22 protein-coding genes are annotated in these 26,255 nt (G+C 71.7%); 14 read left to right on the top strand and 8 right to left on the bottom strand.

All coding sequences use genetic code 11. The features are described from left to right. Positions 1–115: 115 nt before the first annotated feature. Positions 116–868 (top strand): YebC/PmpR family DNA-binding transcriptional regulator, encoded by a 753-nt coding sequence (locus OHQ87_RS14135; RefSeq protein WP_328348538.1) that lies wholly within the window; start codon positions 116–118, stop codon positions 866–868. Between the two features lie 150 nt (positions 869–1,018). Here OHQ87_RS14135 and OHQ87_RS14130 read toward each other — a convergent pair whose 3' ends face one another. The 3 genes from OHQ87_RS14130 to OHQ87_RS14120 form a co-directional block, all read right to left on the bottom strand. Then, the gene (locus tag OHQ87_RS14130) at positions 1,019–1,981 is read right to left on the bottom strand and encodes a permease prefix domain 1-containing protein (protein ID WP_328348537.1); all 963 of its coding nucleotides are present in this window, start codon (positions 1,979–1,981) and stop codon (positions 1,019–1,021) included. After that, entirely contained in the window at positions 1,978–2,319 is a 342-nt protein-coding gene (locus OHQ87_RS14125; RefSeq protein ID WP_328348536.1) for a PadR family transcriptional regulator, read from the bottom strand. The genes OHQ87_RS14130 and OHQ87_RS14125 overlap by 4 nt, the downstream gene beginning before the upstream one ends. 115 nt (positions 2,320–2,434) lie before the next feature. Then, positions 2,435–2,641 carry a hypothetical protein gene (locus OHQ87_RS14120; protein ID WP_328348535.1) on the bottom strand — a complete coding sequence of 69 codons (207 nt, stop codon included), beginning with the start codon at positions 2,639–2,641 and terminating at the stop codon, positions 2,435–2,437. A 445-nt stretch (positions 2,642–3,086) separates the two neighbouring features. On the opposite strand from OHQ87_RS14120, the gene dnaE reads away from it, so the two are divergent. Continuing rightward, positions 3,087–6,620: a DNA polymerase III subunit alpha gene (gene dnaE, locus OHQ87_RS14115; protein WP_328348534.1), complete on the top strand. Its 3,534-nt coding sequence runs from the start codon at positions 3,087–3,089 to the stop codon at positions 6,618–6,620. A 46-nt stretch (positions 6,621–6,666) separates the two neighbouring features. Here dnaE and OHQ87_RS14110 read toward each other — a convergent pair whose 3' ends face one another. Beyond that, positions 6,667–7,527: an SPFH domain-containing protein gene (locus OHQ87_RS14110; protein ID WP_328348533.1), complete on the bottom strand. Its 861-nt coding sequence runs from the start codon at positions 7,525–7,527 to the stop codon at positions 6,667–6,669. Positions 7,528–7,739: 212 nt separating this feature from the next. Here OHQ87_RS14110 and OHQ87_RS14105 point away from each other — a divergent pair, with 212 nt between their 5' ends. The 4 genes from OHQ87_RS14105 to OHQ87_RS14090 all read left to right on the top strand — a co-directional run bounded on the left by OHQ87_RS14105 (position 7,740) and on the right by OHQ87_RS14090 (position 11,833). Continuing rightward, positions 7,740–8,777 (top strand): aminotransferase class V-fold PLP-dependent enzyme, encoded by a 1,038-nt coding sequence (locus tag OHQ87_RS14105; protein WP_328348532.1) that lies wholly within the window; start codon positions 7,740–7,742, stop codon positions 8,775–8,777. 90 nt (positions 8,778–8,867) lie between these two features. Continuing rightward, complete coding sequence (locus OHQ87_RS14100) at positions 8,868–9,521, top strand: transcriptional regulator (RefSeq protein WP_328348531.1); 654 nt, start codon at positions 8,868–8,870, stop codon at positions 9,519–9,521. A gap of 125 nt (positions 9,522–9,646) precedes the next feature. After that, positions 9,647–11,212: an MFS transporter gene (locus tag OHQ87_RS14095; RefSeq protein ID WP_328348530.1), complete on the top strand. Its 1,566-nt coding sequence runs from the start codon at positions 9,647–9,649 to the stop codon at positions 11,210–11,212. A 12-nt stretch (positions 11,213–11,224) separates the two neighbouring features. Continuing rightward, entirely contained in the window at positions 11,225–11,833 is a 609-nt protein-coding gene (locus OHQ87_RS14090) for a TetR/AcrR family transcriptional regulator (protein ID WP_328348529.1), read from the top strand. 27 nt (positions 11,834–11,860) lie between these two features. Here OHQ87_RS14090 and OHQ87_RS14085 read toward each other — a convergent pair whose 3' ends face one another. Both OHQ87_RS14085 and OHQ87_RS14080 read right to left on the bottom strand, forming a co-directional pair. Continuing rightward, on the bottom strand, positions 11,861–13,777 hold the full coding sequence (locus OHQ87_RS14085; RefSeq protein ID WP_328348843.1) for a helix-turn-helix domain-containing protein: 1,917 nt from the start codon (positions 13,775–13,777) through the stop codon (positions 11,861–11,863). 14 nt (positions 13,778–13,791) lie between these two features. After that, positions 13,792–14,574, bottom strand: a complete 783-nt coding sequence (locus OHQ87_RS14080) for a 3-hydroxybutyrate dehydrogenase (RefSeq protein ID WP_328348528.1) — start codon at positions 14,572–14,574, stop codon at positions 13,792–13,794. Between the two features lie 190 nt (positions 14,575–14,764). Here OHQ87_RS14080 and ruvC point away from each other — a divergent pair, with 190 nt between their 5' ends. The 8 genes from ruvC to OHQ87_RS14040 all read left to right on the top strand — a co-directional run bounded on the left by ruvC (position 14,765) and on the right by OHQ87_RS14040 (position 24,140). After that, the gene (ruvC, locus tag OHQ87_RS14075; RefSeq protein ID WP_328348527.1) at positions 14,765–15,292 is read left to right on the top strand and encodes a crossover junction endodeoxyribonuclease RuvC; all 528 of its coding nucleotides are present in this window, start codon (positions 14,765–14,767) and stop codon (positions 15,290–15,292) included. After that, positions 15,289–15,891, top strand: coding sequence for a Holliday junction branch migration protein RuvA (gene ruvA / locus OHQ87_RS14070; RefSeq protein WP_067307819.1), 603 nt, complete (start codon positions 15,289–15,291; stop codon positions 15,889–15,891). The genes ruvC and ruvA overlap by 4 nt, the downstream gene beginning before the upstream one ends. Continuing rightward, positions 15,888–16,952, top strand: a complete 1,065-nt coding sequence (gene ruvB / locus OHQ87_RS14065) for a Holliday junction branch migration DNA helicase RuvB (RefSeq protein ID WP_067307871.1) — start codon at positions 15,888–15,890, stop codon at positions 16,950–16,952. Before ruvA ends, ruvB begins: the two co-directional genes overlap by 4 nt. Before the next feature lie 120 nt (positions 16,953–17,072). Beyond that, on the top strand, positions 17,073–17,438 hold the full coding sequence (yajC, locus tag OHQ87_RS14060; RefSeq protein WP_442930773.1) for a preprotein translocase subunit YajC: 366 nt from the start codon (positions 17,073–17,075) through the stop codon (positions 17,436–17,438). A 219-nt stretch (positions 17,439–17,657) separates the two neighbouring features. Further along, entirely contained in the window at positions 17,658–19,565 is a 1,908-nt protein-coding gene (gene secD, locus OHQ87_RS14055; RefSeq protein WP_328348525.1) for a protein translocase subunit SecD, read from the top strand. Between the two features lies 1 nt (position 19,566). Then, positions 19,567–20,763 (top strand): protein translocase subunit SecF, encoded by a 1,197-nt coding sequence (gene secF, locus OHQ87_RS14050; protein ID WP_328348524.1) that lies wholly within the window; start codon positions 19,567–19,569, stop codon positions 20,761–20,763. Positions 20,764–20,862: 99 nt separating this feature from the next. Further along, positions 20,863–21,429: an adenine phosphoribosyltransferase gene (locus tag OHQ87_RS14045; RefSeq protein WP_328348523.1), complete on the top strand. Its 567-nt coding sequence runs from the start codon at positions 20,863–20,865 to the stop codon at positions 21,427–21,429. A gap of 278 nt (positions 21,430–21,707) precedes the next feature. Next, complete coding sequence (locus OHQ87_RS14040) at positions 21,708–24,140, top strand: RelA/SpoT family protein (RefSeq protein ID WP_328348842.1); 2,433 nt, start codon at positions 21,708–21,710, stop codon at positions 24,138–24,140. 172 nt (positions 24,141–24,312) lie between these two features. On the opposite strand, the gene OHQ87_RS14035 is transcribed toward OHQ87_RS14040, so the two are convergent. Next, on the bottom strand, positions 24,313–25,155 hold the full coding sequence (locus OHQ87_RS14035; RefSeq protein WP_328348522.1) for a peptidylprolyl isomerase: 843 nt from the start codon (positions 25,153–25,155) through the stop codon (positions 24,313–24,315). A gap of 61 nt (positions 25,156–25,216) precedes the next feature. Continuing rightward, positions 25,217–26,104, bottom strand: a complete 888-nt coding sequence (locus OHQ87_RS14030) for a peptidylprolyl isomerase (RefSeq protein ID WP_328348521.1) — start codon at positions 26,102–26,104, stop codon at positions 25,217–25,219. Positions 26,105–26,255: the final 151 nt, after the last annotated feature.

The raw sequence follows: 26,255 nt of genomic DNA, 5'->3' as shown, positions 1-26,255 counted from the left end.
TTGCCGCGGTTCGGCGCGGGCACCGCCCGTCGCAGCCCTCCAGTGCGGCCGGTCCTGGCCTGGAGTCGGCGCGGCCAGCCGACGCGAGGCGTGAGTCAACAGACGGAGGTACGAGATGTCCGGCCACTCTAAATGGGCGACCACCAAGCACAAGAAGGCCGTCATCGACGCCAAGCGCGGCAAGATGTTCGCCAAGCTGATCAAGAACGTCGAGGTCGCGGCGCGGACCGGCGGCGGTGACCCGGCCGGCAACCCGACCCTCTACGACGCCATCCAGAAGGCCAAGAAGAGCTCGGTCCCGAACGACAACATCGACCGCGCGGTCAAGCGCGGCTCGGGCCTGGAGGCCGGCGGCGCCGACTGGCAGACCATCATGTACGAGGGTTACGGCCCCAGCGGCGTGGCGATGCTGATCGAGTGCCTGACCGACAACCGCAACCGGGCCGCGACCGAGGTGCGCACGGCGTTGACCCGCAACGGTGGCTCGCTCGCCGACGCCGGTTCGGTGTCGTACATGTTCTCCCGCAAGGGCGTGGTGATCGTCCCCAAGGCCGACACCACCGAGGACGACGTGATGATGGCGGTCCTCGACGCCGGCGCCGAGGAGGTCAACGACCTCGGCGAGGCCTACGAGGTGGTCTCCGAGCCGACCGACCTGATCGGTGTGCGTACCGCCCTGCAGGAGGCCGGGATCGAGTACGAGTCGGCCGAGTCCGCCCTGATCCCCAGCGTCAACGTGCCGCTGGACGAGGACGGCGCCCGCAAGATCTTCAAGCTGATCGACGTGCTGGAGGACTGCGACGACGTGCAGAACGTCTACGCCAACTTCGACGTCCCGGACGAGGTCATTGCGGCGGTGGACGCCTGACGACCGGGCCGGTGCACCGGTTCCCGCCGGGCGACTTGGCCGTCCGGCGGGAGCTCCTGTGTGGTGCGGTCTGGTCCGGCACCGTCGTGCCGTCGAGGTGACCGGTCCCGGTCAGGCGGCCCCCGTGTGCGCCGGACCGGGACCGGGACTTCAGATGGCGGTCCGCGCGCCGGATCGACGCGCCTTCACCGCGCTCTCCACGACATCCCAGAGCGTGATCGCCACGATCACCACGACCGTGACCCGGGTGGTGGCGTCGAGGCCGGCACCGTCGCGCAGCCAGGCGAACCGGGCGACCAGGTCCGGGTTGAGCAGCCGGTCGGTGAGCACCAGCCAGATCAGCGGCCCGGCGAAGGCCAGGTCGAGCAGGGCGTTGACCGCGACCAGGGGCCAGGTCCACCGACCGGTGCGGTACTTGACCAGTTCCAGCGCCAGACCGGCCACCAGGACGGCGGCCAGCACCGGCAGCCAGGACGTCCACAGCGCCGGGTCGAGCAGCGGGATGCGTTCGCCGTCGGTGCCCCGGACCCAGGAGCGGAAGTGCTGCCAGGCCAGGAAGGTCAGGGTGAGCAGGATCGTCACCATCGAGGCGCAGGTGTCGGGGAGCCGGATGTCGCGCTTTGCCGGCATCTCGGGCAGTTGGTCGACGGTCCACTCGGGCAGCTTCAGCGAGATGTCGGTGCGTTCCAGGATCGCGAAGCTCAGGGTCACCCAGAAGGCGATCTGCACGGCCGTCTGGAAGGCGACGCTGATGCCCGCGCCGATGGCCCCGCCCGGGTTGTCGGCGACGGTCGCCTGGACCACCCCGACGATCACGCCGACCGTGCCGGGGATGACGGTCAGCAGTCGGCGGAGCAGTTGCTGCCAGACCAGGTAGTAGGCGGGGCCGATGAGCTGGAGCCGGCGGTCGGCGTAGCGGGCGGCCAGCCGCTCGGGGTGGCCCAGTTCGGTGAGCACCTCACGTTCGGCGGTGGTGGTGTCCTGCCCGCCGCCGACCCGGTCGTCGATCATGTCCGCGATGGCGGCCCGCAGCTCGGTGGCGATCTCCTCGCGTCGGGGGGCCGGCACCGCCCGCAGGGTGGCCGCGAGGTAGCGGTCGGTCAGGGTGCTCATCGGTCGGCTCCTTCGATCAGCCCGGTCACGGAGGTCTGTACGGCGGTGAGGTCGTCGAGCAGGCGGGCCAGGACCGTCTCCCCGTCGGCGCTGGTGCGGTAGAACTTGCGCGGCCGGCTCTCCTCGGTGTTCCACTCGCTGGTCAGCAGCTCCTGCTCCTCCAGCCGTCGGAGCAGGGGATAGAGGGTGTTGGCGTCGACCGGGAAGCCGTGCCCGGTGAGGCGTTGCAGCAGCGCGTAGCCGTAGCCGGGCTGGCGCAGGGCCAGCAGGCTGGCCACCACCACCGTCCCGCGCCGCAGCTCCTGGAGATGGGTCCGCAGGATCTCGTCCCTAACCATGCTTCACACGATAGTGTGTGTCACACACTAATGTCGAGCCATACAGCAATGTGGGAGATGCCACCATGCGAGCCGGGGCGTCGGGAACCCTCGACGCCCCGGCCCCGTACGGGTGTCAGCAGGAGCGGCCCTGCCGGAAGGCCCGCTCGACGTGGTCGGCCAGCCCGACCTGGAAGTAGCCGACGCCCGGCCGGATCGGGTGTCCGGTGAACAGCCCGACCCGGTTGCCGAACCGCACCAGGTACACCGTGGCGTCCCCGGCGTCGTTGTGGATCAGGGCGCCCCGCGGGCCGTGGACCTGCGCCAACTCGGCGAAGGACATGCCCACCGCCGCCCGGCCGGTGAACGGGGCGGGGCGGTGGCGGTACCCACCTCGACCAGCCGGCCGTCCCGGAAGGCCACCAGGATCACCCCGGCCCACTCACCGGTGACCCCGGCCTGGACCACACCGTCGCACCCGACGGCCGTCCAGTCGATCAGACCGGCCGAGGTGAGCCGGCTCAGCGACGCCCCGATCCGGAACGGCCCCGCCCCCGGACGCTGGGCAGGTCGGTGCGGCCCTGACCGGCGTCCACCAGGCGTCCACCGCGTGGTCCCGGCTGGTGTCCGCGTCGGCCGGGCCCGGGCCCGGTGCGGACGCCGACGGGCCCTGTCGCACCAGCCGGGACCGACCCGGTGCGGCAGCTTCGAGGGCGCAGGACCGGCCGGTAGGGTGGGCCGGTCGACTCGACAGCTGGCTTGATCCACACCGCCGGGGGGCGTCACGCATGGGTGATTCGTTCGCGCATCTGCACGTGCACACCGAGTACTCGATGCTCGACGGGGCGGCCCGGCTGAAGGACCTCTTCGCCGAGGCCAACCGGCTGGGGATGCCGGCGGTGGCGATCACGGACCACGGCAACATGCACGGCGCGAACGACTTCTACAAGCAGGCCATGGCCGTCGGGATCACCCCCATCCTCGGCGTCGAGGCGTACGTGGCGCCGGAGTCGCGCTATCACAAGGCGCGGGTCAAGTGGGGCCGGCCGGAGCAGAAGAGCGACGACATCTCCGGTAACGGCGCGATCACCCACAAGACCATGTGGGCGCGCAACGCACAGGGCCTGAAGAACCTGTTCACCCTCAACTCCCGCGCGTCCATGGAGGGGCACTACGTCAAGTGGCCCCGGATGGACATGGAGTTGATCGCCGAGCACGCCGAGGGCATCATGGCCACCACCGGCTGCCCGTCCGGCGCGGTGCAGACCCGGCTGCGGCTGGGTCAGTTCGACGAGGCGCTCAGGGTCGCCGCCACCTACCAGGACATCTTCGGTAAGGAGAACTACTTCCTGGAGATCATGGATCACGGGCTCTCCATCGAGCAGCGGGTCCGGGAAGACCTGATCACCATCGCCCGGAAGCTGGACATCCCGCCGGTGGTCACCAACGACTCGCACTACACCCACGAGGCGCAGGCCGAGGCGCACGACGTGCTGCTCTGCGTGCAGACCGGCAGCAACGTCGCCGACCCCAACCGGTTCCGCTTCGAGGGCGGCGGCTACTTCGTCAAGTCCGCCGACCAGATGCGCGCGGTGGACTCCTCGGAGTTCTGGCAGCAGGGCTGCCGCAACACCCTGCTGGTGGCCGAGAAGGTCGACCCGAGCGGGATGTTCGAGTTCCACAACCTGATGCCGCGTTTCCCGGTGCCCGACGGGGAGACCGAGGAGTCCTGGTTCCGCAAGGAGACCTTCAAGGGGCTGGCCCGCCGCTATCCCGGCGGGATCCCCGAGGGCCACCTGGTGCAGGCCGAGTACGAGCTGGGCGTGATCAACCAGATGGGCTTCCCCTCGTACTTCCTGGTGGTCGCCGACTTCATCCAGTGGGCCAAGAACCAGGGCATCGCGGTCGGCCCGGGGCGTGGCTCGGCCGCCGGCTCGCTCGTCGCGTACGCGCTGGGCATCACCGACCTGGACCCGATCCCGCACGGCCTGATCTTCGAGCGGTTCCTCAACCCCGAGCGGGTCTCGATGCCGGACGTCGACATCGACTTCGACGAGCGTCGGCGCGGTGAGGTGATCAAGTACGTCACCGACAAGTGGGGTGAGGACAAGGTCGCCCAGATCGCCACCTTCGGCACCATCAAGGCGAAGGCCGCGATCAAGGACTCGGCCCGGGTCCTCGGCTTCCCCTACGCGGTCGGCGACCGGATCACCAAGGCGATGCCGCCGGCGGTGATGGGCAAGGACATCCCGCTCACCGGCATCTTCGACCCGAAGCACCCCCGCTACGCCGAGGCCGGCGAGATCCGCGGCCTCTACGAGTCCGACCCGGACGTGCGCAAGGTGATCGACACCGCCAAGGGCATCGAGGGGCTGATCCGGCAGACCGGCGTGCACGCCGCCGGGGTGATCATGTCGGCCGAGCCGATCATCGAGCACATCCCGCTGACCCGCCGGGACGCCGACGGGGCGATCATCACCCAGTTCGACTACCCGACCTGCGAGTCGCTCGGGCTGTTGAAGATGGACTTCCTCGGCCTGCGCAACCTGACGATCATCGACGACGCGGTCAAGAACATCCAGCTCAACCACGGCCGGGAGCTCGACCTGCTGGGCCTGCCGCTTGACGACAAGCCCGCCTACGAACTGCTCGCCCGGGGCGACACCCTCGGCGTGTTCCAGCTCGACGGTGGGCCGATGCGCTCGCTGCTGCGGCTGATGAAGCCTGACAACTTCGAGGACATCTCCGCCGTGCTGGCGCTCTACCGGCCCGGCCCGATGGGCGTCGACTCGCACACCAACTACGCGCTGCGCAAGAACAACCTCCAGGAGATCACCCCGATCCACCCGGAGCTGGAGGAGCCGCTACGGGAGATCCTCGCCCCCACCCACGGTCTGATCGTCTACCAGGAGCAGGTGCAGCGCGCCGCGCAGATCCTCGCCGGTTACACCCTGGGCCAGGCCGACCTGCTGCGCCGGGCGATGGGCAAGAAGAAGAAGGAGATCCTCGACAAGGAGTTCATCCCGTTCCGGGACGGCTGCCGCGAGCGCGGCTACTCCGACGCCGCGATCCAGGCGGTCTGGGACGTGCTGGTGCCGTTCGCCGGGTACGCCTTCAACAAGGCGCACTCGGCGGCGTACGGCCTGGTGTCGTACTGGACGGCGTACCTCAAGGCGCACTACCCGGCCGAGTACATGGCGGCGCTGCTCACCTCCGTCGGTGACGACAAGGACAAGATGGCGCTCTACCTGTCGGAGTGCCGCCGGATGCGGATCCAGGTGCTGCCGCCGGACGTGAACACCTCCGCCGGGCCGTTCACCCCGGTCGGCCAGGACATCCGGTTCGGCCTGGCCGCCGTGCGCAACGTCGGCGCGAACGTGGTCGCGGCGATCATGCGGTGCCGCGACGAGAAGGGCGAGTACGCCGACTTCTACGACTTCCTGTCCAAGGTCGACGCGGTGGTCTGCAACAAGAAGACGATCGAGTCCCTGATCAAGGCGGGCGCCTTCGACTCACTGGGGCACACCCGCAAGGGCCTGCTCACCGTGCACGCCGACGCCATCGACGCCTTCGCCGACGTCAAGCGCAAGGAGGCCGTCGGCCAGTACGACCTGTTCGGCGCCGGCTTCGGCGACACCGACGCGGGCGGCAGCACCACGGCGATGCCGGTGATCGGCGACGCCGAGTGGGACAAGCGGGACAAGCTCGCCTTCGAACGCGAGATGCTCGGCCTCTACGTCTCCGACCATCCGCTGTTCGGGCTGGAACACGTCCTCGGCGCGGCGGCCGACACCACGATCGCCGCGCTCTCCGAGGAGGGCACCGTCCCCGACGGTGCCGTGGTCACCCTGGCCGGCATCCTCTCCGGCGTGCAGCGCCGGGTCACCAAGCAGGGCCGGGCCTGGGCCTCGGCCGCCCTGGAGGACCTGGCCGGCGGGGTGGAGACGCTGTTCTTCCCGAACACCTACGAGGTGATCGGGCAGTACATCGCCGAGGACGCGATCGTGGTGGTCAAGGGCCGGGTGGACCGGCGCGACGACACCCCGCGGATCATGGCGATGGACATGTCCATGCCGGACGTCAGCAGCACCCCGGGCAGCAAGCCGGTGACGCTGACCATCCCGGTGCACCGCTGCACCCCGCCGCTCGTGGAACGGCTCAAGGAGACCCTGGTGCTGCATCCCGGTGACACCGAGGTGCACGTCAAGCTGCTCAACGGCGGCAAGGTGACCACCCTGCGGCTCGGGCCCTTCCGGGTGGCCGCCACCACCGCGCTGATGGGCGACCTGAAGAGCGTCCTCGGCCCGGCCAACGTGAGCTGACCGCCCGGCCGGTGGTCACCTGCCGGCCGATGGTCAGCCGGCGGGGTCACTTGCCGCCGGTGACGATTCCCGGGTTGATGCACAGCCCGGGGGTGCTGCCGTTCTTCTCCGCGATCTCCAGACAGCGGGACACCTTGTCGACCTTGGCGTTGGTCTCGGTGATCTGCTTCTGGATGTCGGCGTTCTTGCGGTCCTGTTCGAGGTTGCGGGTCTGCGCGAGCTTGTCCTGGAAGGCCTTGATGTTGCCCTCGGTCTTGTCGTCGTGGTTGACCCGGGTGATGGTGACGGACAGGATGTCGACGTCGCCGGAGAGACGGCCCTCGGCGTTGCCCCGGATGCCCTCGGCGAACGGCTTGAGGTCGACGTTCAGGTTGCCCGTCCGGGCGTCGATCTTCTCCAGCGGGTTGTACGCGGCGAAGGCGTCGTTGACCGCGCTGTCCAGCTGCACCCCCACCCGCTGACCCCGGAAGCTCTCGAAGTCGCCCTTGTAGTCCATGAACTGCTTCGGCGCGTTCTCGGGCTTGACCTGCCACTCGATCAGCACCTCCACGCAGGCGTCGGCGAGGGTGCCGGTGCGGACCCGGACACACTGGTCGCCGCCGATGTGGTCGTACTTCTGCCGGCCGGCGTCCCACTCGCCGACCTTCTGCCAGGGGGCGACCCACTTCAGCCCGGAGCCGGTGACCTCGCCGGTCGGCTTGTTGAAACTGGTGACGATGCCGACCGAACGGATCGGCACGGAGTGCGCGCTGGCCCCCACACCGAAGAGCAGCGCGCCGGCCAGGCAGCCGAGCGCGACCAGGGCGGCGATGCGCTTGACGTCCCGGTGGCGGGCGAGGAGCGCCACCGCGCCGGCGATCGCCAGCCCGATCGCGAGGATGACGGCGAATGTGAAGCCGACCGGCACGGGGCATCACCCTTCCAGGGGTTCGTCGCGATGTGGATCATCAACCTAGGCCAGCCCGTCAAGGCCGACCGCGCCGGCACCCGATCCCGACCCCGGCACCGACATACGACGGCGGCGGGCGGGCCGACGGTGGGCGGGCCGACGGCGGGCGGGGGCCACCACCGGCCGATTGGCGCTGACCGGGTGACCGGGTCGTCACTAGCCTCGACACCATGGAGCTGGAACAGGCACGCAAGCTGTGGCAGCCGGAGCCCGGCTGGTTGAACACCGCCAGCTACGGGCTCCCACCCGAGCCGGTCTGGACGGCGGTGCAGGACGCGCTGGCCGACTGGCGGGTGGGGCGTACCTCGTGGGAGGTGTGGGGGGAGGCGACCGAGCGGTCCCGGCAGGCCTTCGCCGGGCTGGTCGGGGTGCCGGCGGCGGACGTCACGGTCGGCAGCACCGTGTCGCAGCTGCTCGCGCCGGTCGCCGCCGCCCTGCCGGCCGGGGCCACAGTGGTCGTCCCGGAGGTCGAGTTCACCTCCAACCTCTTCCCCTGGCTGGTGCAGGAGGAACGGGGGGTGCGGGTGCGCACCGTGCCGCTGGCCGGGTTGTGCGACGCGATCGACGCCGACACCGACCTGGTGGCGTTCAGCCTGGTGCAGTCCGCCGACGGGGTCGTCGCCCCGTACGCCGAGATCGTGGCCGCGGCCCGCGCGCACGGCGCGTGGGTGGTGGTGGACGCCACCCAGGCGTGTGGATGGTTGCCGTTCGACGCCTCGCTTGCCGACGCGGTCGCGGTCGGGGCGTACAAGTGGCTGATGGCGCCGCGCGGCTCGGCGCTGGCCTACCTGGCACCGGCGCTGCGGGAGCGGATGCGCCCGGACGCCGCCGGCTGGTACGCGGGCAAGGACCCGCACTCCACCTACTACGGTCCGCCGCTGCGGTTGGCCGACGACGCCCGCCGGTTCGACATCTCCCCGGCCTGGTTCAGTTGGGTGGGCACCGCACCGGCCCTGGAACTGGTCGCCGAGCTCGACCCGGCGGTGATCGGGGAGTACGACGTGGCGCTGGCGAACCGGTTCCTGGCCGGGCTGGGGCAACCACCGGGGCACAGCGCGATCGTCGCGGTGGAGGTGCCCGACGCGCGGCAGCGGTTGGCGCGGGCCGGGGTGCGGGCGGCGGTCCGCGCCGGGCAGGTGCGGGTCGCGTTCCACCTCTACACCACCGAGGCGGACGTGGACCTGGCCGTGGCGGCACTCACCGACTGAGCCGGCGCCGAGAAATCCACCGACGGCGCATCCGTTCGGCCCTGTCCGGGCGAACCCCTGGTAGTGGTGACCTACCCGGGGGTGCGTCTGGTGTTGACAGATCCGATGCCGGTCCAGACCGTCGAGACGGCGCGCAAGCGGCTCTCGGCGGCCGCCGAGGACCTCGACGCGAACCTGGTCGCCGCGCTGGTGCTGGAGTTCGCCGCCGAGGTCGGGGTGGCGGCGGTCTGGGAGGGGCTCTGCGTGCCGCTGCTGGCCGGGTTGCGCGGGCGCGACGCCGCCGAGATCGCCGTCGAACACGCGGTGTCCGAGGGCGTCCGGATCGGGCTGGACGTGCACCGGCGCGACCCCGGTCGGCGGTTGCGCACCGACGGCGTGCTGCTCGCCGGGGCCGAGCACGAGCTGCACTGCCTGGGTCTGCACGCGGTGGCCGCCGCGCTGCGCGAGCAGGGCCGGGGCTGTGTGCACCTCGGGCCGGCCCTGCCCTGGGCGGCGCTGCGGTCCGCCGTCCTGCGGGCCCGCCCGCGGGTCGTGGTGGTCTGGTCGCAGACGCCGGTCACCGGCCGCGCGTACCGCCTGGTCCGCTTCGGCCGCGACTTCCCCGAGGTACGCGTGTACGCCGCCGGCCCGGGGTGGATCGAGCCCTTACCGCCCCCGTCGACCCGGCTGACCAGCTTCTCCGCCGCGCTGGTCGCCTGCGGCGTGCCGGTCCGACCCGCGCCGCCCTCCGCCGGTGCGGGGTGACCCGTACCACATCCGATACGAACCGGTGTCGTATCGAAACATCGCGCTCGTAAGGTGAGGGCCGTTACGAGTCTTACCCGTCTCGTATTGCACGGGACGGGTGAACCGGGGGGAGCGCCGGACGCATGCAACCGCACGAGAACACCGGACATCCGAGACGGTGGGCGATCCTGGGCGTGCTGGTGATCAGCCTGCTCGTCGTCGTCCTCGACAACACCATCCTCAACGTCGCCCTGCGCACCCTGGCCGACCCGGTGCACGGCCTCGGGGCCAGCCAGGGCGAGCTGGAATGGGCGATCAACTCCTACACCCTCGTCTTCGCCGGCCTGCTGTTCACCTTCGGGGTCCTCGGCGACCGGGTCGGCCGCCGCCGGTTCCTGCTCGTCGGTCTGGTCCTGTTCGGCCTGTCGTCGCTGCTGTCGGCGTACGCGCAGAGCCCCGGCCAGCTGATCGCGGCCCGTGCCCTGATGGGCGTCGGCGGCGCGGCGATCATGCCGGTGACCCTGTCGATCATCTCCAACGTCTTCGACCCCCGGGAACGGGGCCGCGCGATCGGCGTCTGGGCCGGCGCGGTCGGCCTGGCGGTGGCGATCGGCCCGATCCTCGGCGGCGCGCTGCTGGAGCACTTCTGGTGGGGTTCGGTATTCCTGATCAACGTGCCGGTGGTGGCGGTCGGGGTGGTGCTGGTGGCCCTGCTGGTGCCCGAGTCCCGCGACCCCCGACCGGGCCGGGTCGACGTGCTCGGCGTGCTGCTCTCGGTCGTCGGGCTGATCGCGCTGACCTACGGCATCATCGACGGCGGTGAGCACGGCTTCGGCCGGGTGACGGTGTGGGCCGCCATCCTCGGCGGGGTGGCGGTGCTCGCCTGGTTCGTCGCGCACGAGCGGCGCAGCGACCACCCGTCGCTGGACGTCCGGTTGTTCCGGGTGCCCCGGTTCGCCGCGCCGGTGGCGATCGTCGGCCTGGTGTTCTTCGCCGCGATGGGCGTGATGTTCTTCAGCTCCTTCTACATGCAACTGGTCCGGGGCTACAGCCCGCTGGAGACCGGCCTGTGCTTCCTGCCGTTCGCCGGTGCCCAGCTGGTCTTCGCCCCCCGCAGCGCCGCGATGGTGCGTCGCTACGGCGGCCGGTCGGTCGCCACGGTCGGCCTCGTGCTGACCGCCGTGTCGCTTGCCGCCTTCGCCTTCATCGAGGCCGACACGCCGCTCTGGGTGGTGCTGGTGGCCTTCTTCCTCCAGGGTGTCGGGATGGCGAACATCATGCCGCCGGCCACCGAGTCGATCATGTCGGCGCTGCCCCGGGAGAAGGCCGGCGTCGGGTCGGCGGTGAGCAACACCGTCCGTCAGATCGCCGGTGCGCTGGGCGTCGCGGTCATCGGTTCGGTGCTCTCCGCGGTCTACCGGCAGGACATCGCCTCGGCCCTCGACGGCCTGCCGGCCCCCGCCCGGGAGTCGGCCAACGAGTCCGTCTCCGGGGCGTACGCGGCGGCGGCGCAGCTCGGCCCGGCGGCGCCGAAGCTGATCGCGGCGGCCAACGACTCCTTCGTCTCGGCGATGCACTGGGCGGCGGCGATCTCCACGGTGGTGGCCGCCCTCGGCATCCTCATCGTGCTGCGCTGGATGCCGGGTCGGCCCGCCACCGCCACCACCACGACGCCGGTGGAGGAGCGGGAACTGGCCGGGACCACATAGGTCCGCGGGACGATGTCGGAGACGAACCCCACCACGGATGCTCCGCGGTCGCCCGGGCGACCGCGGAGCATCCGTGCGGACGAAGCCATCATCGAGGCCACCCTCGACCTGCTCGCCGAGGGCAGCACCCTCGAGGCGCTGTCGATCGAGGCGATCGCCGCCCGCGCCGGGGTGGGCAAGGCCACCATCTACCGCCGTTGGGCGGGCAAGGACGCCCTGCTGCTGGACGCGCTGCGCCGGCTCAAGGGGGTCGCCGCGCAACCCGCCGGGCACTCCGTCCGCGACGACCTGGTGCTGCTGGTCGGCGCGGTAGGGCGCAACATAGACCCGCGGGCCGCCCGGATCATGCCGTGCCTGGTGCCCGAGGTGAACCGCAGCCCGGACCACTTCATGCTCTACCAGAACATCATCGAGCCCCGGCGGAAGCTGATGCGGGAGGTGCTGCGCCGTGGGGTCGGCACCGGTGAGCTGCGGGCCGATCTCGACATCGAGGTGGCTATGGCGCTGCTCACCGGGCCGATGCTGATCCAGCGCCTGCTGCGCTGGCACCCGGAGCTGGACGACGGGCTCCTCCCGGAGAAGGTCGTCGACGGGGTGCTGGCCGGCCTGCGGCCACGCTGAGCCGCCCCCACCGGCGCCCGGCCGGGCTCAGCCGGGGGTACGCAGCCGGTGCAGGCGCAGCGCCAGCTGCACCTCCAGTGCCCGCTCCGGCCGCTGCCAGTCCGGCCCGAGCAGCTGCCCGACCCGCTCCAGCCGCTGGGTCACCGTGTTGACGTGCACGTGCAGCTGCTCGGCCGCCCGGGCCAGGCTGCCACCCACCCCGAAGTACGCCTCCAGGGTGCGCACCAGCGCGGTGCCCCGCCGCGCGTCGTAGTCGACCACCGGCCCCACGGTCGCGGTGAGGAACCGGGTCACGTCCCGTTCCCCCTGGTCGCCGACGGTGCCCAGGAGCAGCCCGACGAAGCCCAGCTCCGCGGTGCTCGCCCCCTCGCCGACCCGGCCCAACGCCCCCAGCGCGGTGAGGCAGCGGTCCGCCTCGGTGAAGGCCGCCGCCAACGCCGTCGGACCGACCGTCGGCCCGCTCGCCCCGGCGGTCACCGGCCGACCGGTCACCCGGGACAGGTCCCGGGCCACCGCGCGGGCGCTGCCCCCGGCGTCGCCCCCCGGCAGCATCAGCACCACCCGTCCGTCGCGGGCCGCGGCGAGTCCACTGCGGGTCGAGGCGTACGTGGTGGCCCAGGACAACACCCGCAGCCGGGCCGAACCGGTCGCCGCGAACGCGTCGTCACCCACCGCCACCAGCACGTGCGGGGCGTCCAGGTCCACCCCGAGCCGGCGGGCCCGGCTGCGCAGCGCGTCGGTGTCCCGCAACGGCCGGGCGATCAGGTCGTCGAGCAGCTCACCCCGGACCCGGCCCTCCGCCTCGGCGACCGTCCGCCGGAACAGCAGCAGCAGCGCGGTCACCAGCGCCGCCCGTTCCAGGATCCGCTGGTCGGCGTCGACCAGGTCACCGTCGGGACGCAGCACCAACGCGCCCAGGTTCTCGGTGCCGGCCACCACGGCGGCGTACCAGCGGTCGCCCCGCCGCACGCTGCGCCCCTCGGTACGGGAGGCCGCCACCGCCTCCACCAGGTCGGCCCGGTCCGGCTCGCCGAGCTCGCCCACCCGGGCCAGCAGCCGACCCTCGGCGTCCAGCGCCAGCAACGCCCCGCCCAGCACGTCGGTGACGGCCGCCGCCACGTCCGGCATCCCGCCGCCGCGCAGCACCAACGCGGTCATCCGGTCGTGCGCCGCCGCCGCCCGCTCCACCGAACTGCTGTGCGCCCGGATGGTGGTGTTGGCCGCCGACAGCTCGGCCAGCGCGGCCCGGGTCTCGGCCAGCAGCCGGGCGGTGTCGATCGCCACCGCCGCGTGCGCGGCCAACGAGACCAGCAACGACACCTCCTCCCGGGCGAACGGGCGGGCCGACCGGTTCGCCGCGTAGAGCACCCCGATGACGCTCGACCCGAGGCGCAGCGGCACCCCGAGGATCGCCACCAGCCCCTCCTCGCCCACCCCGGAGTCGATCTCACCGGTGTGGTGGAACCGCTCGTCCTCGGCGTAGTTCGCGGTCACGTACGGGGTGCCGGTCTGCGCCACCAGGCCACCCAGCCCGTCGCCCAGCTCCAACCGCAGCCGCTGGAACGCCGCCGAGATCGACCCGTCGGTGACCCGCATGTAGGTGTCACCGCGTTCGTCGTCGTTGAGCGTCATGTAGGCCACGTCCGCGCCGAGCAGGTGCCGGGCCCGGTGCACGATGGCCCGCAGCACGTCGTCCAGGTCGCGCAGCCCGGCCAGGTCACCGGCGGTGTCGTACAGCCCGGACAGCTCGCTCTCCCGGCGGCGGCGACGCTCCAGCAGGCCGCGTACCCGCAGCGCCACCAGCTTGGCCTGCTCCAGCTCGGCCAGCCGCTCCGGGGGCAGCCCGGCGGCCCGGGCGGCCACCAGCGGACCCTCGAACTCGACAGCCGCCGCCTCCCGGGCGAGCAACTCCAGGAACTCGACCGGCGACGACATGCCGCCCATTGTCCGGGTGCCCACTAGCTCGCCGTCCAGCCCCCGTCGAGGGGGATCGACGCGCCGGTGATGAAGGCGGCCGGCGGCGCGCACAGGTACGCCACCAGTTCGGCCACCTCCGCCGGCTCGATCAGCCGCTTGATCGCGGCCCGGGCCAGCATGATCTTTTCGACCACCTCGTCCTCGCCGATGCCGTGCCGGGCCGCCTGGTCGGCGATCTGACCCTCCACCAGCGCGGTCCGCACGTACGCCGGGTTGATGCAGTTGGCGGTGACCCCGTGTGCCGCGCCCTCCAGGGCGACCACCTTGGACAGCCCCTCCAGGGCGTGCTTGGCCGACACGTACGCCACCTTGTAGGGGGAGGCGCGCAGGCCGTGCACGGAGGAGATGTTGACGATCCGCCCCCAGCGGCGGGCGTACATGTGCGGCAGCGCCCGGCGGATGATCTGGAAGGGCGCCTCGACCATCACCCGGTGCAGGTGGGTGAAGCGTTCGACGGGAAAGTCCGGCACCGGGGCGACGTGCTGGAGCCCGGCGTTGTTGACCACGATGTCGACGTCCGCGTCGAGGCCCGCCACCGCCTCGGGGTCGGCCAGGTCGACCCCCTCCGCCCGCCCGCCCGCCTCGGCGGCCACCGCCCTGGCCGCCTCGACGTTGCGGTCCACCACCCGCACCGCCGCGCCGGCCGCCGCGAGCCGCAGCGCACAGGCCCGGCCGATGCCGCTGCCACCACCGGTCACCAGGGCACGCCGACCGGCGAGGTCGACGTGTACGACATGGGGGAGCGCCACGGGTTCTGCCGTCATGGCGCAGAAGTTACGAGCTGACCGACCGGCGGCACATGGGTCGGCGACACATACTCCACCCCCGAACTGTGTGGCCGGCAGCGCGTCCGTGCCGGTCGGGCGGGGGACGGCGTGTCCGCTCACCGGCGCGTCGGGGTGCGGCAGTAGGGTGTCGAACACACGTACTGCCGAGGGTCGGGGAGGAGGCGGCGTGCGCGTGCTGGGCGTCGATCCGGGGCTGACCCGGTGCGGGGTCGGCGTGGTCGAGGGCGTGCCGGGGCGGCCCTGCACGCTTGTCGCCTACTACGTCGTCTACACCGATCCCGCCGACGACCTGTCCCTGCGCCTGCTGCACCTGGACCGGTCGCTGACCGACCTGGTGGCCGAGCACCGGCCCGACGCGGTCGCCGTCGAACGGGTGTTCAGCCAGCACAACGTGCGCACCGTGATGGGCACCGCCCAGGCCAGCGGGATCGCCGTACTGGCCGGGGCGCGGGCCGGGCTGCCGGTGCAGACCTACACGCCGAGCGAGGTCAAGGCGGCGGTGACCGGCTCCGGTCAGGCCGACAAGAAGCAGATGACCACCATGGTCACCCGATTGCTGCGGCTGGCCGAGCCGCCAAAGCCGGCCGACGCGGCCGACGCCCTGGCCCTGGCCATCTGCCACGTGTGGCGCGGCGGCACCCGGTCCAAGTTGGCAGTCGCCGCCGACCGGGCACGACGAGGAGGAGCGCGATGATCGCCAGCGTGCGCGGCACCGTGACCGCGACCGGTCCGGACCACGCGGTGGTGGAGGTCGGCGGGATCGGCCTGGCCGTGCAGTGCGCCCCCGGCACCCTGGCCGAGCTGCGGGTCGGCCAGCCGGCCCGGCTCGCCACCAGCCTGGTGGTCCGGGAGGATTCGCTCACCCTCTACGGCTTCGCCGACGACGACGCCAAGCAACTGTTCGAGCTGCTCCAGACCGCCAGCGGGGTCGGCCCGCGGCTGGCCCAGGCGGTGCTGGCCGTGCACACCCCGGACGCGGTCCGCAAGGCCATCGCCAACGCCGACACCGCCGCCCTGACCCGGGTGCCGGGGATCGGCAAGAAGGGCGCCGAGCGGCTGGTGCTGGAGTTGCGCGACCGGATCGGCCCGGTGCCGGTGGGCGCCGACGGCGCGGCCGGGGTGACCGCCGGTGCCTGGCCGGACCAGGTCCGCCAGGCACTGGTCGGGCTCGGCTGGACGGCCGGGCAGGCCGACCAGGCGGTGGCCGCCGTGGCGGAGACCGTGGACGGCCCCACCCCGCCGGTGCCGGTCCTGCTCAAGCAGGCCATCCGACTGCTCGGCCGGACCCGATGACCGGCGACGGCCTGGTCTCGGCGTACGCCGACGACGCGGAGCGGGACGCGGAGGTCAGCGTCCGGCCGAAGCGGCTGGACGAGTTCATCGCCCAGCACCGGGTGCGCGACCAGCTCGACCTGCTGTTGCAGGGCGCTATGCGGCGCGGCGCCCCACCGGACCACATCCTCCTGTCGGGGCCTCCCGGCCTTGGGAAGACGACGTTGGCCAATATCGTGGCCGCCGAGCTGGGTTCCGGCATCCGGGTGACGAGCGGTCCGGTGATCGAGCGCTCGGGCGACCTGGCCGCCATCCTGACCAGCCTCGCCGAGGGCGACGTGCTGTTCATCGACGAGATCCACCGGATCGCCAAGCCGGCGGAGGAGCTGCTCTACAGCGCCATGGAGGACTTCCGGGTCGACGTGATCGTCGGCAAGGGGCCGGGGGCGACCGCCATCCCGCTGGACGTGGAGCCGTTCACCCTGGTCGGCGCGACCACCCGGTCCGGCCTGCTGACCGGCCCGATGCGGGACCGGTTCGGCTTCGTCGCGCACCTCGACTTCTACTCCCCGGCCGACCTGGAGGCGCTGCTGCACCGGTCGGCGCGCATCCTGGGCGTGCCGATCACCCCGGAGGGGGCGGTGGAGATCGCCGGCCGGTCCCGGGGCACGCCCCGGATCGCCAACCGGCTGCTGCGCCGGGTGCGGGACTACGCCGAGGTCCGGGCCGAGGGCGTGGTCACCCTGGAGACCGCCCGCGCCGCCCTGACCGTGTACGACGTGGACGCCCTGGGCCTGGACCGGCTGGACCGGGCGGTACTGACCGCGCTCGTCGACTCGTTCCGGGGCGGGCCGGTGGGCCTGTCCACCCTCGCGGTGGCGGTGGGGGAGCAGCCGGACACGGTGGAGGAGGTCTGCGAGCCCTTCCTGGTCCGGGCCGGTCTGCTGGCGCGGACGCCCCGGGGGCGGGTGGCCACCGAGGCTGCCTGGCGGCACCTGGGCCGCACGCCGCCAAATGGTACATTTGGCATGGAAGCCCCCGCTGTGCCTGATCTCTTCTCGAACGCGCCCGATCCACCGTGATCTGAACGTGATCTGCGCCGCATTCGGCGTTCCCAGGTGCAGGGATTAGACTCGCCGCGGTCTGTACAGGATGTGAATATCCGCCTCCGCTCCGGTGCCTACGCGCCGTGACGGGGGCCAATGGGAAGGTCGCACACCGTGCTTTACGCAGCACAGTCCGGCGGAGGCGCCGGCAGCCTGACGCCGATCATCATGATCGCCCTGCTCTTCGGGGTCATGTACTTCATGATGATCCGGCCGCAGCAGAAGCGCCGCCGCGAGGCCGAGGCCATGCAGTCCGCGCTCGGCCCCGGTGACGAGGTCGTCACCATCGGCGGGCTCTACGGCACGGTCGTGGGCGTCGAGGACGACACCGTGCTGCTGGAGGTGGCCCCCGGCGTGCAGACCCGTTACGCCCGTCCGGCCATCGCCCGGGTGGTCACCCGGGCCGAGCGGCCGGAGGCCGACGAGCCGGTCGCCGAGGACGCGGAGGCCGTCAAGGAGTGAGCGCCCGCCCGCACCGAGCGGGCAGGCGGGACAACTGGATAGGTGGGCCGGTCTCCAGGGTCGGCACGCGCCCCGTCCGCTCGACGCCCCCACGTCGGCGGCGGTGCGCCGTGCCGCCGGTCGGGAGTGGTCCGCGCAGAGCACGTCGGGGCGAGAATTCCGCTCCGACCTCGCCGCCGCTGCACCGGCGGCGCGACCGTTACAGGGAGACAGACAGCCGTGGCACCACCTCAGGGACAGATGCGCCCCGGGCGGCAGCTCGCCGTGCTCGGGTTCATCTTCGTCGTCCTCTTTACCTTGGTGTTCTTCTCGGGCGGCGCCAGTGGCGGCTGGAAGGACCGGTTGGAGCCCCGGCTCGGCCTGGACCTGATCGGCGGCACCCGGCTGACGCTGGAGGCGACCAACAGCCTCGACGGCAAGCCCCCGACGTCGGCCAACCTGGAGGAGGCCCGGCAGATCATCGAGAGCCGGGTCAACGCCTACGGGGTGGCCGAGGCCGAGGTGGTCACCGAGGGCAACCGGAACATCGTCATCTCCCTGCCCGGTGAGAACCGTGACCTCACCGACGTCGGCAGCGCCGCGGAGCTGCGCTTCCGCAAGGTACTCAAGGCCGCCGACGGCAGCGGCGCGGTCGCCGCCCCGGCGACCCCGACGCCGGCCCCGTCCGGCAGCGCCGCGCCGAGCCCGTCGGGCAGCCCCTCGCCGAAGGCCTCCGGCGGCGCGTCGCCCAAGGTGACCGGCTCGCCGAGCGCCGGTGGTCAGGGCGGCGGCGCCCCCGCGCCGAGCGCCACCCCGTCCGGGTCGCCCTCGCCGAGCGCCCCCGCCGCCTCGCCCAGCACCACCGAGGCCCCGGTGCCGCAGAGCATCGAGGAGCAGCGCAAGGCCGTCGAGAAGAAGGTGGGCGCGCCCGCCTGGGCCGCCGCGAGCGGGCTCCAGGCCCCGGCCGACCTGGCCACCAACCCGGCCCTGGCGGAGACGTTCAAGCCGTTCGGCACGCTCTCCGCGCAGGAGGTCGCGGTGCTGACCCCGCAGATGCAGTTCAACGTGCCGACCATCACCTGCGCCCAGCTCGACAAGCGGCCCCCCGCGTCGATCAAGGACGAGAAGCAGCAGGCGGTCGCCTGTGAGGGCGGCGCGGCGAAGTACCTGCTCGACCAGGCCAAGGTGGTGGGCACCGACGTCAAGGACGCCAACGCCGTCCTCGACCAGGCGAGCACCTGGGTGGTCAGCCTGAACTTCACCGGTGACGGTCAGTCCAAGTGGACCGAGCTGACCCGGGAGGCGTTCAACAACACCGGTGGCGGCTGCGACCAGACGGCGCTGGGCCAGGACGGCAAGTGCCGGGTGGCGGTGGTGCTGGACAACGAGATCGTCTCCTCGCCCGAGATCCAGGGCGTGCTGACCGGCGACTCGCAGATCACCGGCAGCTTCGACAACACCTCGGCGAACGCGCTGGCCAGCCAGCTGCGCTACGGCGCGCTGCCGGTCACCTTCGTGCCGCAGGAGCAGCAGAACGTCACGGCGACGCTGGGCGACAGCCACCTGCGGGCCGGTCTGCTGGCCGCCGGCATCGGCATGCTGCTGGTCATCATCTACTCGTTCTTCTACTACCGGCTGCTCGGTTCGGTGATCTTCCTGAGCCTGGTGCTCTCCGCGCTGCTGGTCTTCGGCGCGCTGGTGGTGCTCGGCCGGTCGATCGGCTTCACCCTCACCCTGGCCGGCATCGCCGGCATGATCGTCTCGCTCGGTGTGGCGGCGGACTCGTTCGTCATCTACTTCGAGCGGCTCAAGGACGAGATCCGGGAGGGGCGCAGCCCGCGCAGCGCGGTGCCCCGGGCCTGGATTCGGGCCCGCCGGACGATCATCTCGGCGAACGCGATCACCCTGATGTCCGCCGTGGTGCTCTACATCGTCTCGGTCGGCACGGTGAAGGGCTTCGCCTTCGCCCTCGGCCTGGCGACCGTGCTCGACCTGGTGGTCGTCTTCCTCTTCCGGCACCCGATCATGACGATGTTCGCCCGGACCCCGGCGTTCCTGTCGCCCCGGGTCAGCGGCCTCGGTCGGGCCCTGCCCGCCCGTTCGGCCGACCCGGGCACCGCCCGCAACTCGCGCGTCAAGGAGGCCTGAGATGGCTAAGAGTGGTCTGGCGTCTCGGCTCTACCGGGGCGAGGCCGGTCTCAACATCGTCGGCCGGCGCAAGCTGTGGTTCACCGTCGCCGGGGTGCTGGTGCTGATCGCCGTGCTCAGCTTCGCGGTGCGCGGCTTCAGCCTGGGCATCGAGTTCGCCGGCGGCAACTCGTTCCAGGTGCCGGCCAGCGTCGGCACCCTGGACCAGGCCGAGGCCAAGGTCAACGACGCGCTGGCGGCCGAGGGCGACGGCGCGAAGGTGGTGACCGCGCAGAAGGTCGGCAGCACCAGCGGTCAGTACTACGAGCTGCGTACCTCGCAGCTCAGCGCCGAGCAGGCCAACGCGGTCAAGGCCGAGATGGCCGACGAGTTCGGCATCAACGCCGACCAGATCAGCGGCAGCCAGGTCAGCGAGGCGTGGGGCAGTCAGGTGACCTCCCGGGCGCTGCTCGGCCTGGTCATCTTCGTCCTGGTGGTGGCGGTCTACCTGGTGCTGCGGTTCGAGTGGCGGATGGCGGTCGCCGCGATCATCTCGCTGTTCATGAACCTGATCCTCACCGCCGGCATCTACTCGCTCGTCGGTTTCGAGGTCACCCCGTCGACGATCATCGGGTTCCTCACCATCCTGGGCTTCGCGCTCTACGACGTGGTGGTGGTCTTCGACAAGGTCCAGGAGAACACCCGGGGCATCACCGCCAACAACAACCAGACCTACGGCGAGGCGGCCAACCTGGCGCTCAACCAGAGCCTGATGCGGTCGTTGAACACCTCGGTCGTCGCCCTGCTCCCGGTCGGCGGTCTGCTCTTCATCGGTGCCGGCCTGCTCGGCGCGGGCACCCTGAAGGACCTCGGCCTGGTGCTCTTCGTCGGTATGGCGATGGCGTTCCTGACCTCGATCCTGCTCTCCACCCCGCTGCTGGTGCTGCTGAAGAACCAGGACCCGCGGATCGAGGCGCACGCCAAGCGGGTGCTGGCCCGCCGGGGCGCGGTCGCCCGGGGCGAGATCACCCCGCGCGGCGCGGCCCGGCCCGCCGGTGACGAGACCGTCGACGAGCCGATCGACCCGGAGGCGGCGGCCCTGGCCGGCAGCGCGCCGAAGGTCGGTTCCCGCCCGGCGGCCAAGCGGGCGACAGGGGCCCGGGGTGGCCGGCCCAGCGGCGGCGGGGGTAACCGGCCCGGCGGCGCGAAGCGGCGCTGACCGACGGGCGACCCGCCACACGTCGAGTCGACGGCGTCCGCCATGCTGTGCGAGCAGCATGACGGACGCCGTCGTCGTATCGAAGGAGAGCCGACCACCGTGACCGAGACCCACAGCACCGGTGTACGGGGAGACAGCGGCCCGGAGGTGGCCCGGCTGGTCGCCAGCCGGGTGCTGGACGTGCCGGACTTCCCCAAGCCCGGGGTCATGTTCAAGGACCTGATGCCGCTGTTCGCCGACGGCGACGTGTTCCGTGAGGTGATCGACGGGATCGTCGCACACCACGGGCGGGACAGCTTCGACATCGTGGTCGGCATCGAGGCCCGGGGGTTCGTGATCGCCGCCGCGATCGCGTACGCCACCGGGTTGGGTGTGGTGCCGGTGCGCAAGGCGGGCAAGCTGCCCCGGCCGGCGTACTCGGCCTCCTACGCCCTGGAGTACGGCGAGGCGACGCTGGAGGTGCACCAGGACGCCTTCACCGCCGGGCACCGGGTGCTGGTGGTCGACGACGTGCTGGCCACCGGAGGCACCGCCGAGGCGACCCTCGACCTGGTCGAGCGCGCCGGCGGCACGGTGGCCGGTTTCACCGTACTGCTGGAGTTGGGTTTCCTTGGCGGGCGGGAGCGGCTCGCCGGGCGTCCGGTCCATGCCCTGCTGACCGTTTGACGCCCGGGACGTCCCGGCGACCAGGGACGGACCGTCCGGCGGAGCGGCACGGCACCTACCGTGCGGGTAGCATTGCCCATTGCTGACCGGGCGATCACCCGTCCGGTCGGTGGGCACGTCGTCGGCCGCACGGCCGGCGGGCAACGCCATCGGCCCGACGACGGTCGATGGGAACATGCCGGCGCGAAGGCCGGTTGGAAGACAAGGCGTCGGCCGCACGGCCGGCGTGGTCCCGGCGATCGGTGAGGAGGCCGGTGTCCCACGATGTCGTCCCTCCGGTGGAGGGCACGGTGCACCCGACAGGCGACACTGACGGCGCGGTGACCGATCGGAAGAACGATCCACCGGCCAGCCCTGCGGGAGTCGGCGACGCCGCCGGTGCCGCGCCCGACGGCGTGGCCGTGGAGTCGTCGACCGCCGACGACCCGTCGCCGAGCGCCGGTTTCGCGCTGTCCAACGCGCCGACCGGGCGTCGGGTGCGGGCGCGGCTGGCCCGGTTCAACGCCCCCTGGCAGAGCTCCCAGGTCAGCGAGGTGCTCGAACCGCTGATCGCCAGCCACCGGGAGAACCACCCCAAGGCGGATGCCCGGCTGCTCCAGCGGGCCTTCGACACCGCCGCGCGTTGGCACTCCGGTCAGTACCGCAAGTCCGGCGACCCGTACATCACCCATCCGCTCGCGGTGGCGACCATCCTGGGCAACCTGGGGATGGACACCACCACGCTGGTGGCGGCACTGCTGCACGACACGATCGAGGACACCGAGTACACCCTCGACCAGATGCGGGCCGACTTCGGGCCCGAGGTCACCCTGCTCGTCGACGGCGTGACGAAGCTCGACAAGGTCAAGCTGGGCGACGCGGCCAAGGCGGAGACGATCCGCAAGATGGTCGTGGCGATGGCGAAGGACCCGCGGGTCCTGGTGATCAAGCTGGCCGACCGGCTGCACAACATGCGTACGCTCTCCTTCCTGCCGGCGCCCAAGCGCGAGCAGAAGGCGAAGGAGACGCTGGAGATCCTGGCGCCACTGGCCCACCGCCTCGGTATGAACACCATCAAGTGGGAGCTGGAGGATCTGGCCTTCGGCACCCTGTTCCCGAAACGCTACGAGGAGATCCTGCGGCTGATCGGGGAGCACCAGCCGCAGCGGGAGTCGTTGCTCAAGCAGGTCACCCAGAAGGTCGGCACCGACCTGAAGGCCGCCAAGATCAAGGCCGAGACGACAGGTCGACCGAAGCACCTCTACTCGATCTACCAGAAGATGATCGTGCGGGGGCGGGACTTCAACGACATCTACGACCTGATCGGGGTGCGGATCCTGGTCGACACGGTGCGGGACTGCTACGCGGCGCTGGGGGTCATCCACGCCAACTGGCAGCCGGTGCCGGGCCGGTTCAAGGACTACATCGCGATGCCCAAGTTCAACATGTACCAGTCGTTGCACACGACTGTCATCGGGCCCACCGGCAAGCCGGTGGAGATGCAGATCCGCACGTACGCGATGCACCGCACCGCCGAGTTCGGCATCGCCGCGCACTGGAAGTACAAGGAGCACAAGGGCACCCAGATCGTCGGCCCGCCGGCGCACATCGACGAGATGACGTGGCTGCGGCAGCTGCTGGACTGGCAGCGGGAGGCGGCCGACCCGTCGGAGTTCCTCGACGCGCTGCGGTTCGACCTGTCCAGCCAGGAGGTGTACGTCTTCACCCCCAAGGGTGACGTCATCCCGCTGCCGACCGGTTCGACGCCCGTGGACTTCGCGTACGCGGTGCACACCGAGGTGGGGCACAAGTGCATCGGGGCGCGGGTCAACGGCAAGCTCGTGCCGTTGGAGTCGACGCTGTCAAACGGTGACGTGATCGAGATCTTCACCTCGAAGTCCGACACGGCCGGCCCGACGCAGGACTGGCTGAGCTTCGTCAAGAGCCCCCGGGCGCGTACCAAGATCCGCCAGTACTTCAACAAGGAGCGGCGCGAGGAGGCGATCGAGGCCGGCAAGGACTCGATCGTCAAGGCGATGCGCAAGCAGGGCATGCCGTTGCAGCGGATGCTCACCTCCGACGCGTTGATGGCGATCGCCCGGGACCTGCACCTCGCCGACGTCGCCTCGCTCTACGCGGCGGTCGGCGACAGCCAGGTGTCGGCGCAGTCGGTGGTGCAGAAGCTGATGGCCGCGTACGGCGGCGAGGAGGGCGCGGCGGAGGACATCGCCGAGACCGCCGTGGCCACCCGTCCGCCGCACAGCCGGCAGAACAGCAGCGATCCCGGGGTGGTGGTGCGGGGCGTCAGCGACGTCTGGATCAAGCTGGCCCGGTGCTGTACGCCGGTGCCCCCGGATTCGGTCTTCGGGTTCGTCACCCGCTCCGGCGGGGTCAGCGTGCACCGCGACGACTGCGCCAACGCCGAGGACCTGCGGGCCCAGGCCGAGCGGGTGGTCGAGGTGAGCTGGAAGCTCACCTCCGCCTCGACGTTCCTGGTGGCCATCCAGGTGGAGGCCCTCGACCGGCACAAGCTGCTGGCCGACGTCACCCGGGTGCTCTCCGAGGAGCGGGTCAACATCCTGTCGGCGACGGTCACCACCACCCGGGACCGGGTGGCGGTCAGCCGGTTCAGCTTCGAGATGGCCGACCCGAAGCATCTGGGCCACCTGATGGCCGCCGTCCGCAAGGTCGACGGGGTCTTCGATGCCTACCGGGTCACCTCCGGCGCCTGACGGGCAGCCAGGCCAGCGCCACGACAGACCCCGGACCAGCGACACGACAGCGTCACCGGCGACGGCAGCGCCATCGGGGACACGACAGCGCCCTCGGGGGACCGGCAGCGCCACCGGGGACACGACAGCGCCCGCCGGCTCAGCCGGCGGGCGCTGCGTCGTACCGGAGGGGTCAGCCCTCGATGTCGCTCATCGTCAGCTTGGTGATGGTGACCTCCTTCTTGGGGTGGCCACCCCCGGCCTGCTGGGCGTACGCCTTGTCGTCACCGGCTGCGGCGACCTGCTTGACCAGGTCCATGCCGGTGGTGACGGTGCCCAGCACGGTGTATTTCGCGTCGAGCTGCGAGTCGCCGTAGACGATGAAGAACTGGCTGCCGGTGCTGCCCTCCTGCCCGGAGTTGGCCATCGCGATGACACCCTCCGGGTAGGGGGGCCGCTTGTCGGTCGGCAGGTTCTCCTCGGCCAGGGCGTAGCTCGGCCCGCCGGTGCCGTCGGTCTGCCGCCAGCCCTTGCCGGTCGCGCTCGGGTCACCGCACTGGAGCACCTTGATGCCCTCGGTCACCAGGCGGTGGCACTTCGAGTTGTCGAAGAAGCCCTTGCTGGCCAGGTGGGTGAAGCTGCCCGCCGTGCAGGGCACCTTGGTCCGGTCGATCTTGGCGACGATCGGGCCCAGGTTGGTCTCCATGGTCATCGTCTGGGTGCCCTTGTTGGCCTGCTGGGTCGGCGGCAGCCCGACGTCCTTGATCTGCGCCGGTCGGCCCTCCTTCGGGGCCTCGGTGTAGGCGCACTGCGAGAAGCCCTCGGTGCCGGCGGCCTGCTGTTTGCTGTCGTCGTCATCGCCGCCGAGGCTGGTCGCCAGCCAGACGGTGCCGGCGACCACGAGCACCAGGATCGCGGCGGCCCCGACGATCGCCTGCGTCTGCCGGCGCTTGCGGGCCCTGGCCGAGCGCTCGGCCATCTCCCGCTCAAGTCGGGCCCGCGCCGCCGCGCGCTGCCGCTCTCTCGTGGACGTCACGGTCACTCCTCCTGGGCGTTCTCTGGCGCGGCGTGGCCGCAGGTACGGGTGGTGGGCCGGTTCAGCCGGCGCTGGGGCTGGCCGCCGGAGGGCTGGCCGCCGGGGAACCGGTGGCCGACGCCGATCCGGCCTGCGCCTCGCCGACGGTCAGCTTGCGGATCACCACGTCGGTCTTCGGCTTGACCTTGGCGCCCGCCCCGTTGTCCACGGTCGGCAGGGCACCGATCTTCTCGACCACGTCCAGCCCGCCGGTGACCCGGCCGATGACCGGGTACGCCGGCTGGGCCGGGTTGAAGTCCTTGAAGAAGAGCAGGAACTGGCTGCCGTTGGCGCCCGGCGGGTTGCCGATCATCGCGACCGTGCCCTTCGGGTAGGCCGGCGGCTCACCGGGGGCCGGACTGGCCGACGGGCTCGCCTCGGGCCCGGTCGGCACGTTCTCGTTGTAGAACGTGTAGGTGGGGCCGCCCAGGCCGGTGCCGCTCGGGTCGCCACAGCGCAGCGCTCCCTCGGCGGTGATCTCGTGGCACCTGGTGTTGTCGTAGAACGACGCGCCGGCAAGGTGGGCGATGCTCGCCCCGGCGCAGGGCGCCCCGGCGAGATCCAGCTCCGCGGTGATCGGACCGCCCTGGTCGGTGTCGACTGTCATCGTGCGCACCCCCGAGGTGGGCAGACCCTTGGCAGCCGGGGTGCCGACGTCCTTGAGGTTGGTGTTGGCGCCCGCGTCCTGTGGCGTCCAGAGGCAGACGTCCTCGGCGGCCTTCTGCTCGGGGTCGCGGTCGAAGGCGCCCAGCCCCCAGGCCGCGCCGGCCACGATCAGCACCAGCACCACGGCCGCGCCGACCCCGGCCTGGATCTGTCGACGCCGTCGGGCGGCGGCGGCCCGCCGGGCCAACTGCCGGTCGAGCTTCTCCCGCGCGAGCTTGCGCTGCCGGTCCCTGCTGGAAGCCACCCGAGCTCCCCTCCTCTACCCTGGTCGTCACCGGCGGTCGGGCCGTTCGCGCCCGCCGTGCCCGCAGGTGCGCCACGCCACACGCCCGCAGAGTGTACGGGTACCCGCTGTGAAAGTGGTGTACGAGGTCCGGCCTGGGTTTATCAAAGTG

Source organism: Micromonospora sp. NBC_00421, from assembly GCF_036017915.1.
Lineage (GTDB): Bacteria > Actinomycetota > Actinomycetes > Mycobacteriales > Micromonosporaceae > Micromonospora.
The sequence above is the reverse complement of the archived record's forward strand: the minus strand, read 5'-3'. Positions and strand labels throughout refer to the sequence as shown.

What these genes read in the sequence shown, in the direction of transcription:
- OHQ87_RS14135 (WP_328348538.1), top strand. Translation starts at nt 116, where the DNA reads ATGTCCGGCCACTCTAAATGGGCGACCACCAAGCACAAGAAGGCCGTC.
- OHQ87_RS14130 (WP_328348537.1), bottom strand. Translation starts at nt 1,981, where the DNA reads ATGAGCACCCTGACCGACCGCTACCTCGCGGCCACCCTGCGGGCGGTG.
- OHQ87_RS14125 (WP_328348536.1), bottom strand. Translation starts at nt 2,319, where the DNA reads ATGGTTAGGGACGAGATCCTGCGGACCCATCTCCAGGAGCTGCGGCGC.
- OHQ87_RS14120 (WP_328348535.1), bottom strand. Translation starts at nt 2,641, where the DNA reads ATGTCCTTCGCCGAGTTGGCGCAGGTCCACGGCCCGCGGGGCGCCCTG.
- dnaE (WP_328348534.1), top strand. Translation starts at nt 3,087, where the DNA reads ATGGGTGATTCGTTCGCGCATCTGCACGTGCACACCGAGTACTCGATG.
- OHQ87_RS14105 (WP_328348532.1), top strand. Translation starts at nt 7,740, where the DNA reads ATGGAGCTGGAACAGGCACGCAAGCTGTGGCAGCCGGAGCCCGGCTGG.
- OHQ87_RS14095 (WP_328348530.1), top strand. Translation starts at nt 9,647, where the DNA reads ATGCAACCGCACGAGAACACCGGACATCCGAGACGGTGGGCGATCCTG.
- OHQ87_RS14090 (WP_328348529.1), top strand. Translation starts at nt 11,225, where the DNA reads ATGTCGGAGACGAACCCCACCACGGATGCTCCGCGGTCGCCCGGGCGA.
- OHQ87_RS14085 (WP_328348843.1), bottom strand. Translation starts at nt 13,777, where the DNA reads ATGGGCGGCATGTCGTCGCCGGTCGAGTTCCTGGAGTTGCTCGCCCGG.
- OHQ87_RS14080 (WP_328348528.1), bottom strand. Translation starts at nt 14,574, where the DNA reads ATGACGGCAGAACCCGTGGCGCTCCCCCATGTCGTACACGTCGACCTC.
- ruvA (WP_067307819.1), top strand. Translation starts at nt 15,289, where the DNA reads ATGATCGCCAGCGTGCGCGGCACCGTGACCGCGACCGGTCCGGACCAC.
- ruvB (WP_067307871.1), top strand. Translation starts at nt 15,888, where the DNA reads ATGACCGGCGACGGCCTGGTCTCGGCGTACGCCGACGACGCGGAGCGG.
- yajC (WP_442930773.1), top strand. Translation starts at nt 17,073, where the DNA reads ATGGGAAGGTCGCACACCGTGCTTTACGCAGCACAGTCCGGCGGAGGC.
- secF (WP_328348524.1), top strand. Translation starts at nt 19,567, where the DNA reads ATGGCTAAGAGTGGTCTGGCGTCTCGGCTCTACCGGGGCGAGGCCGGT.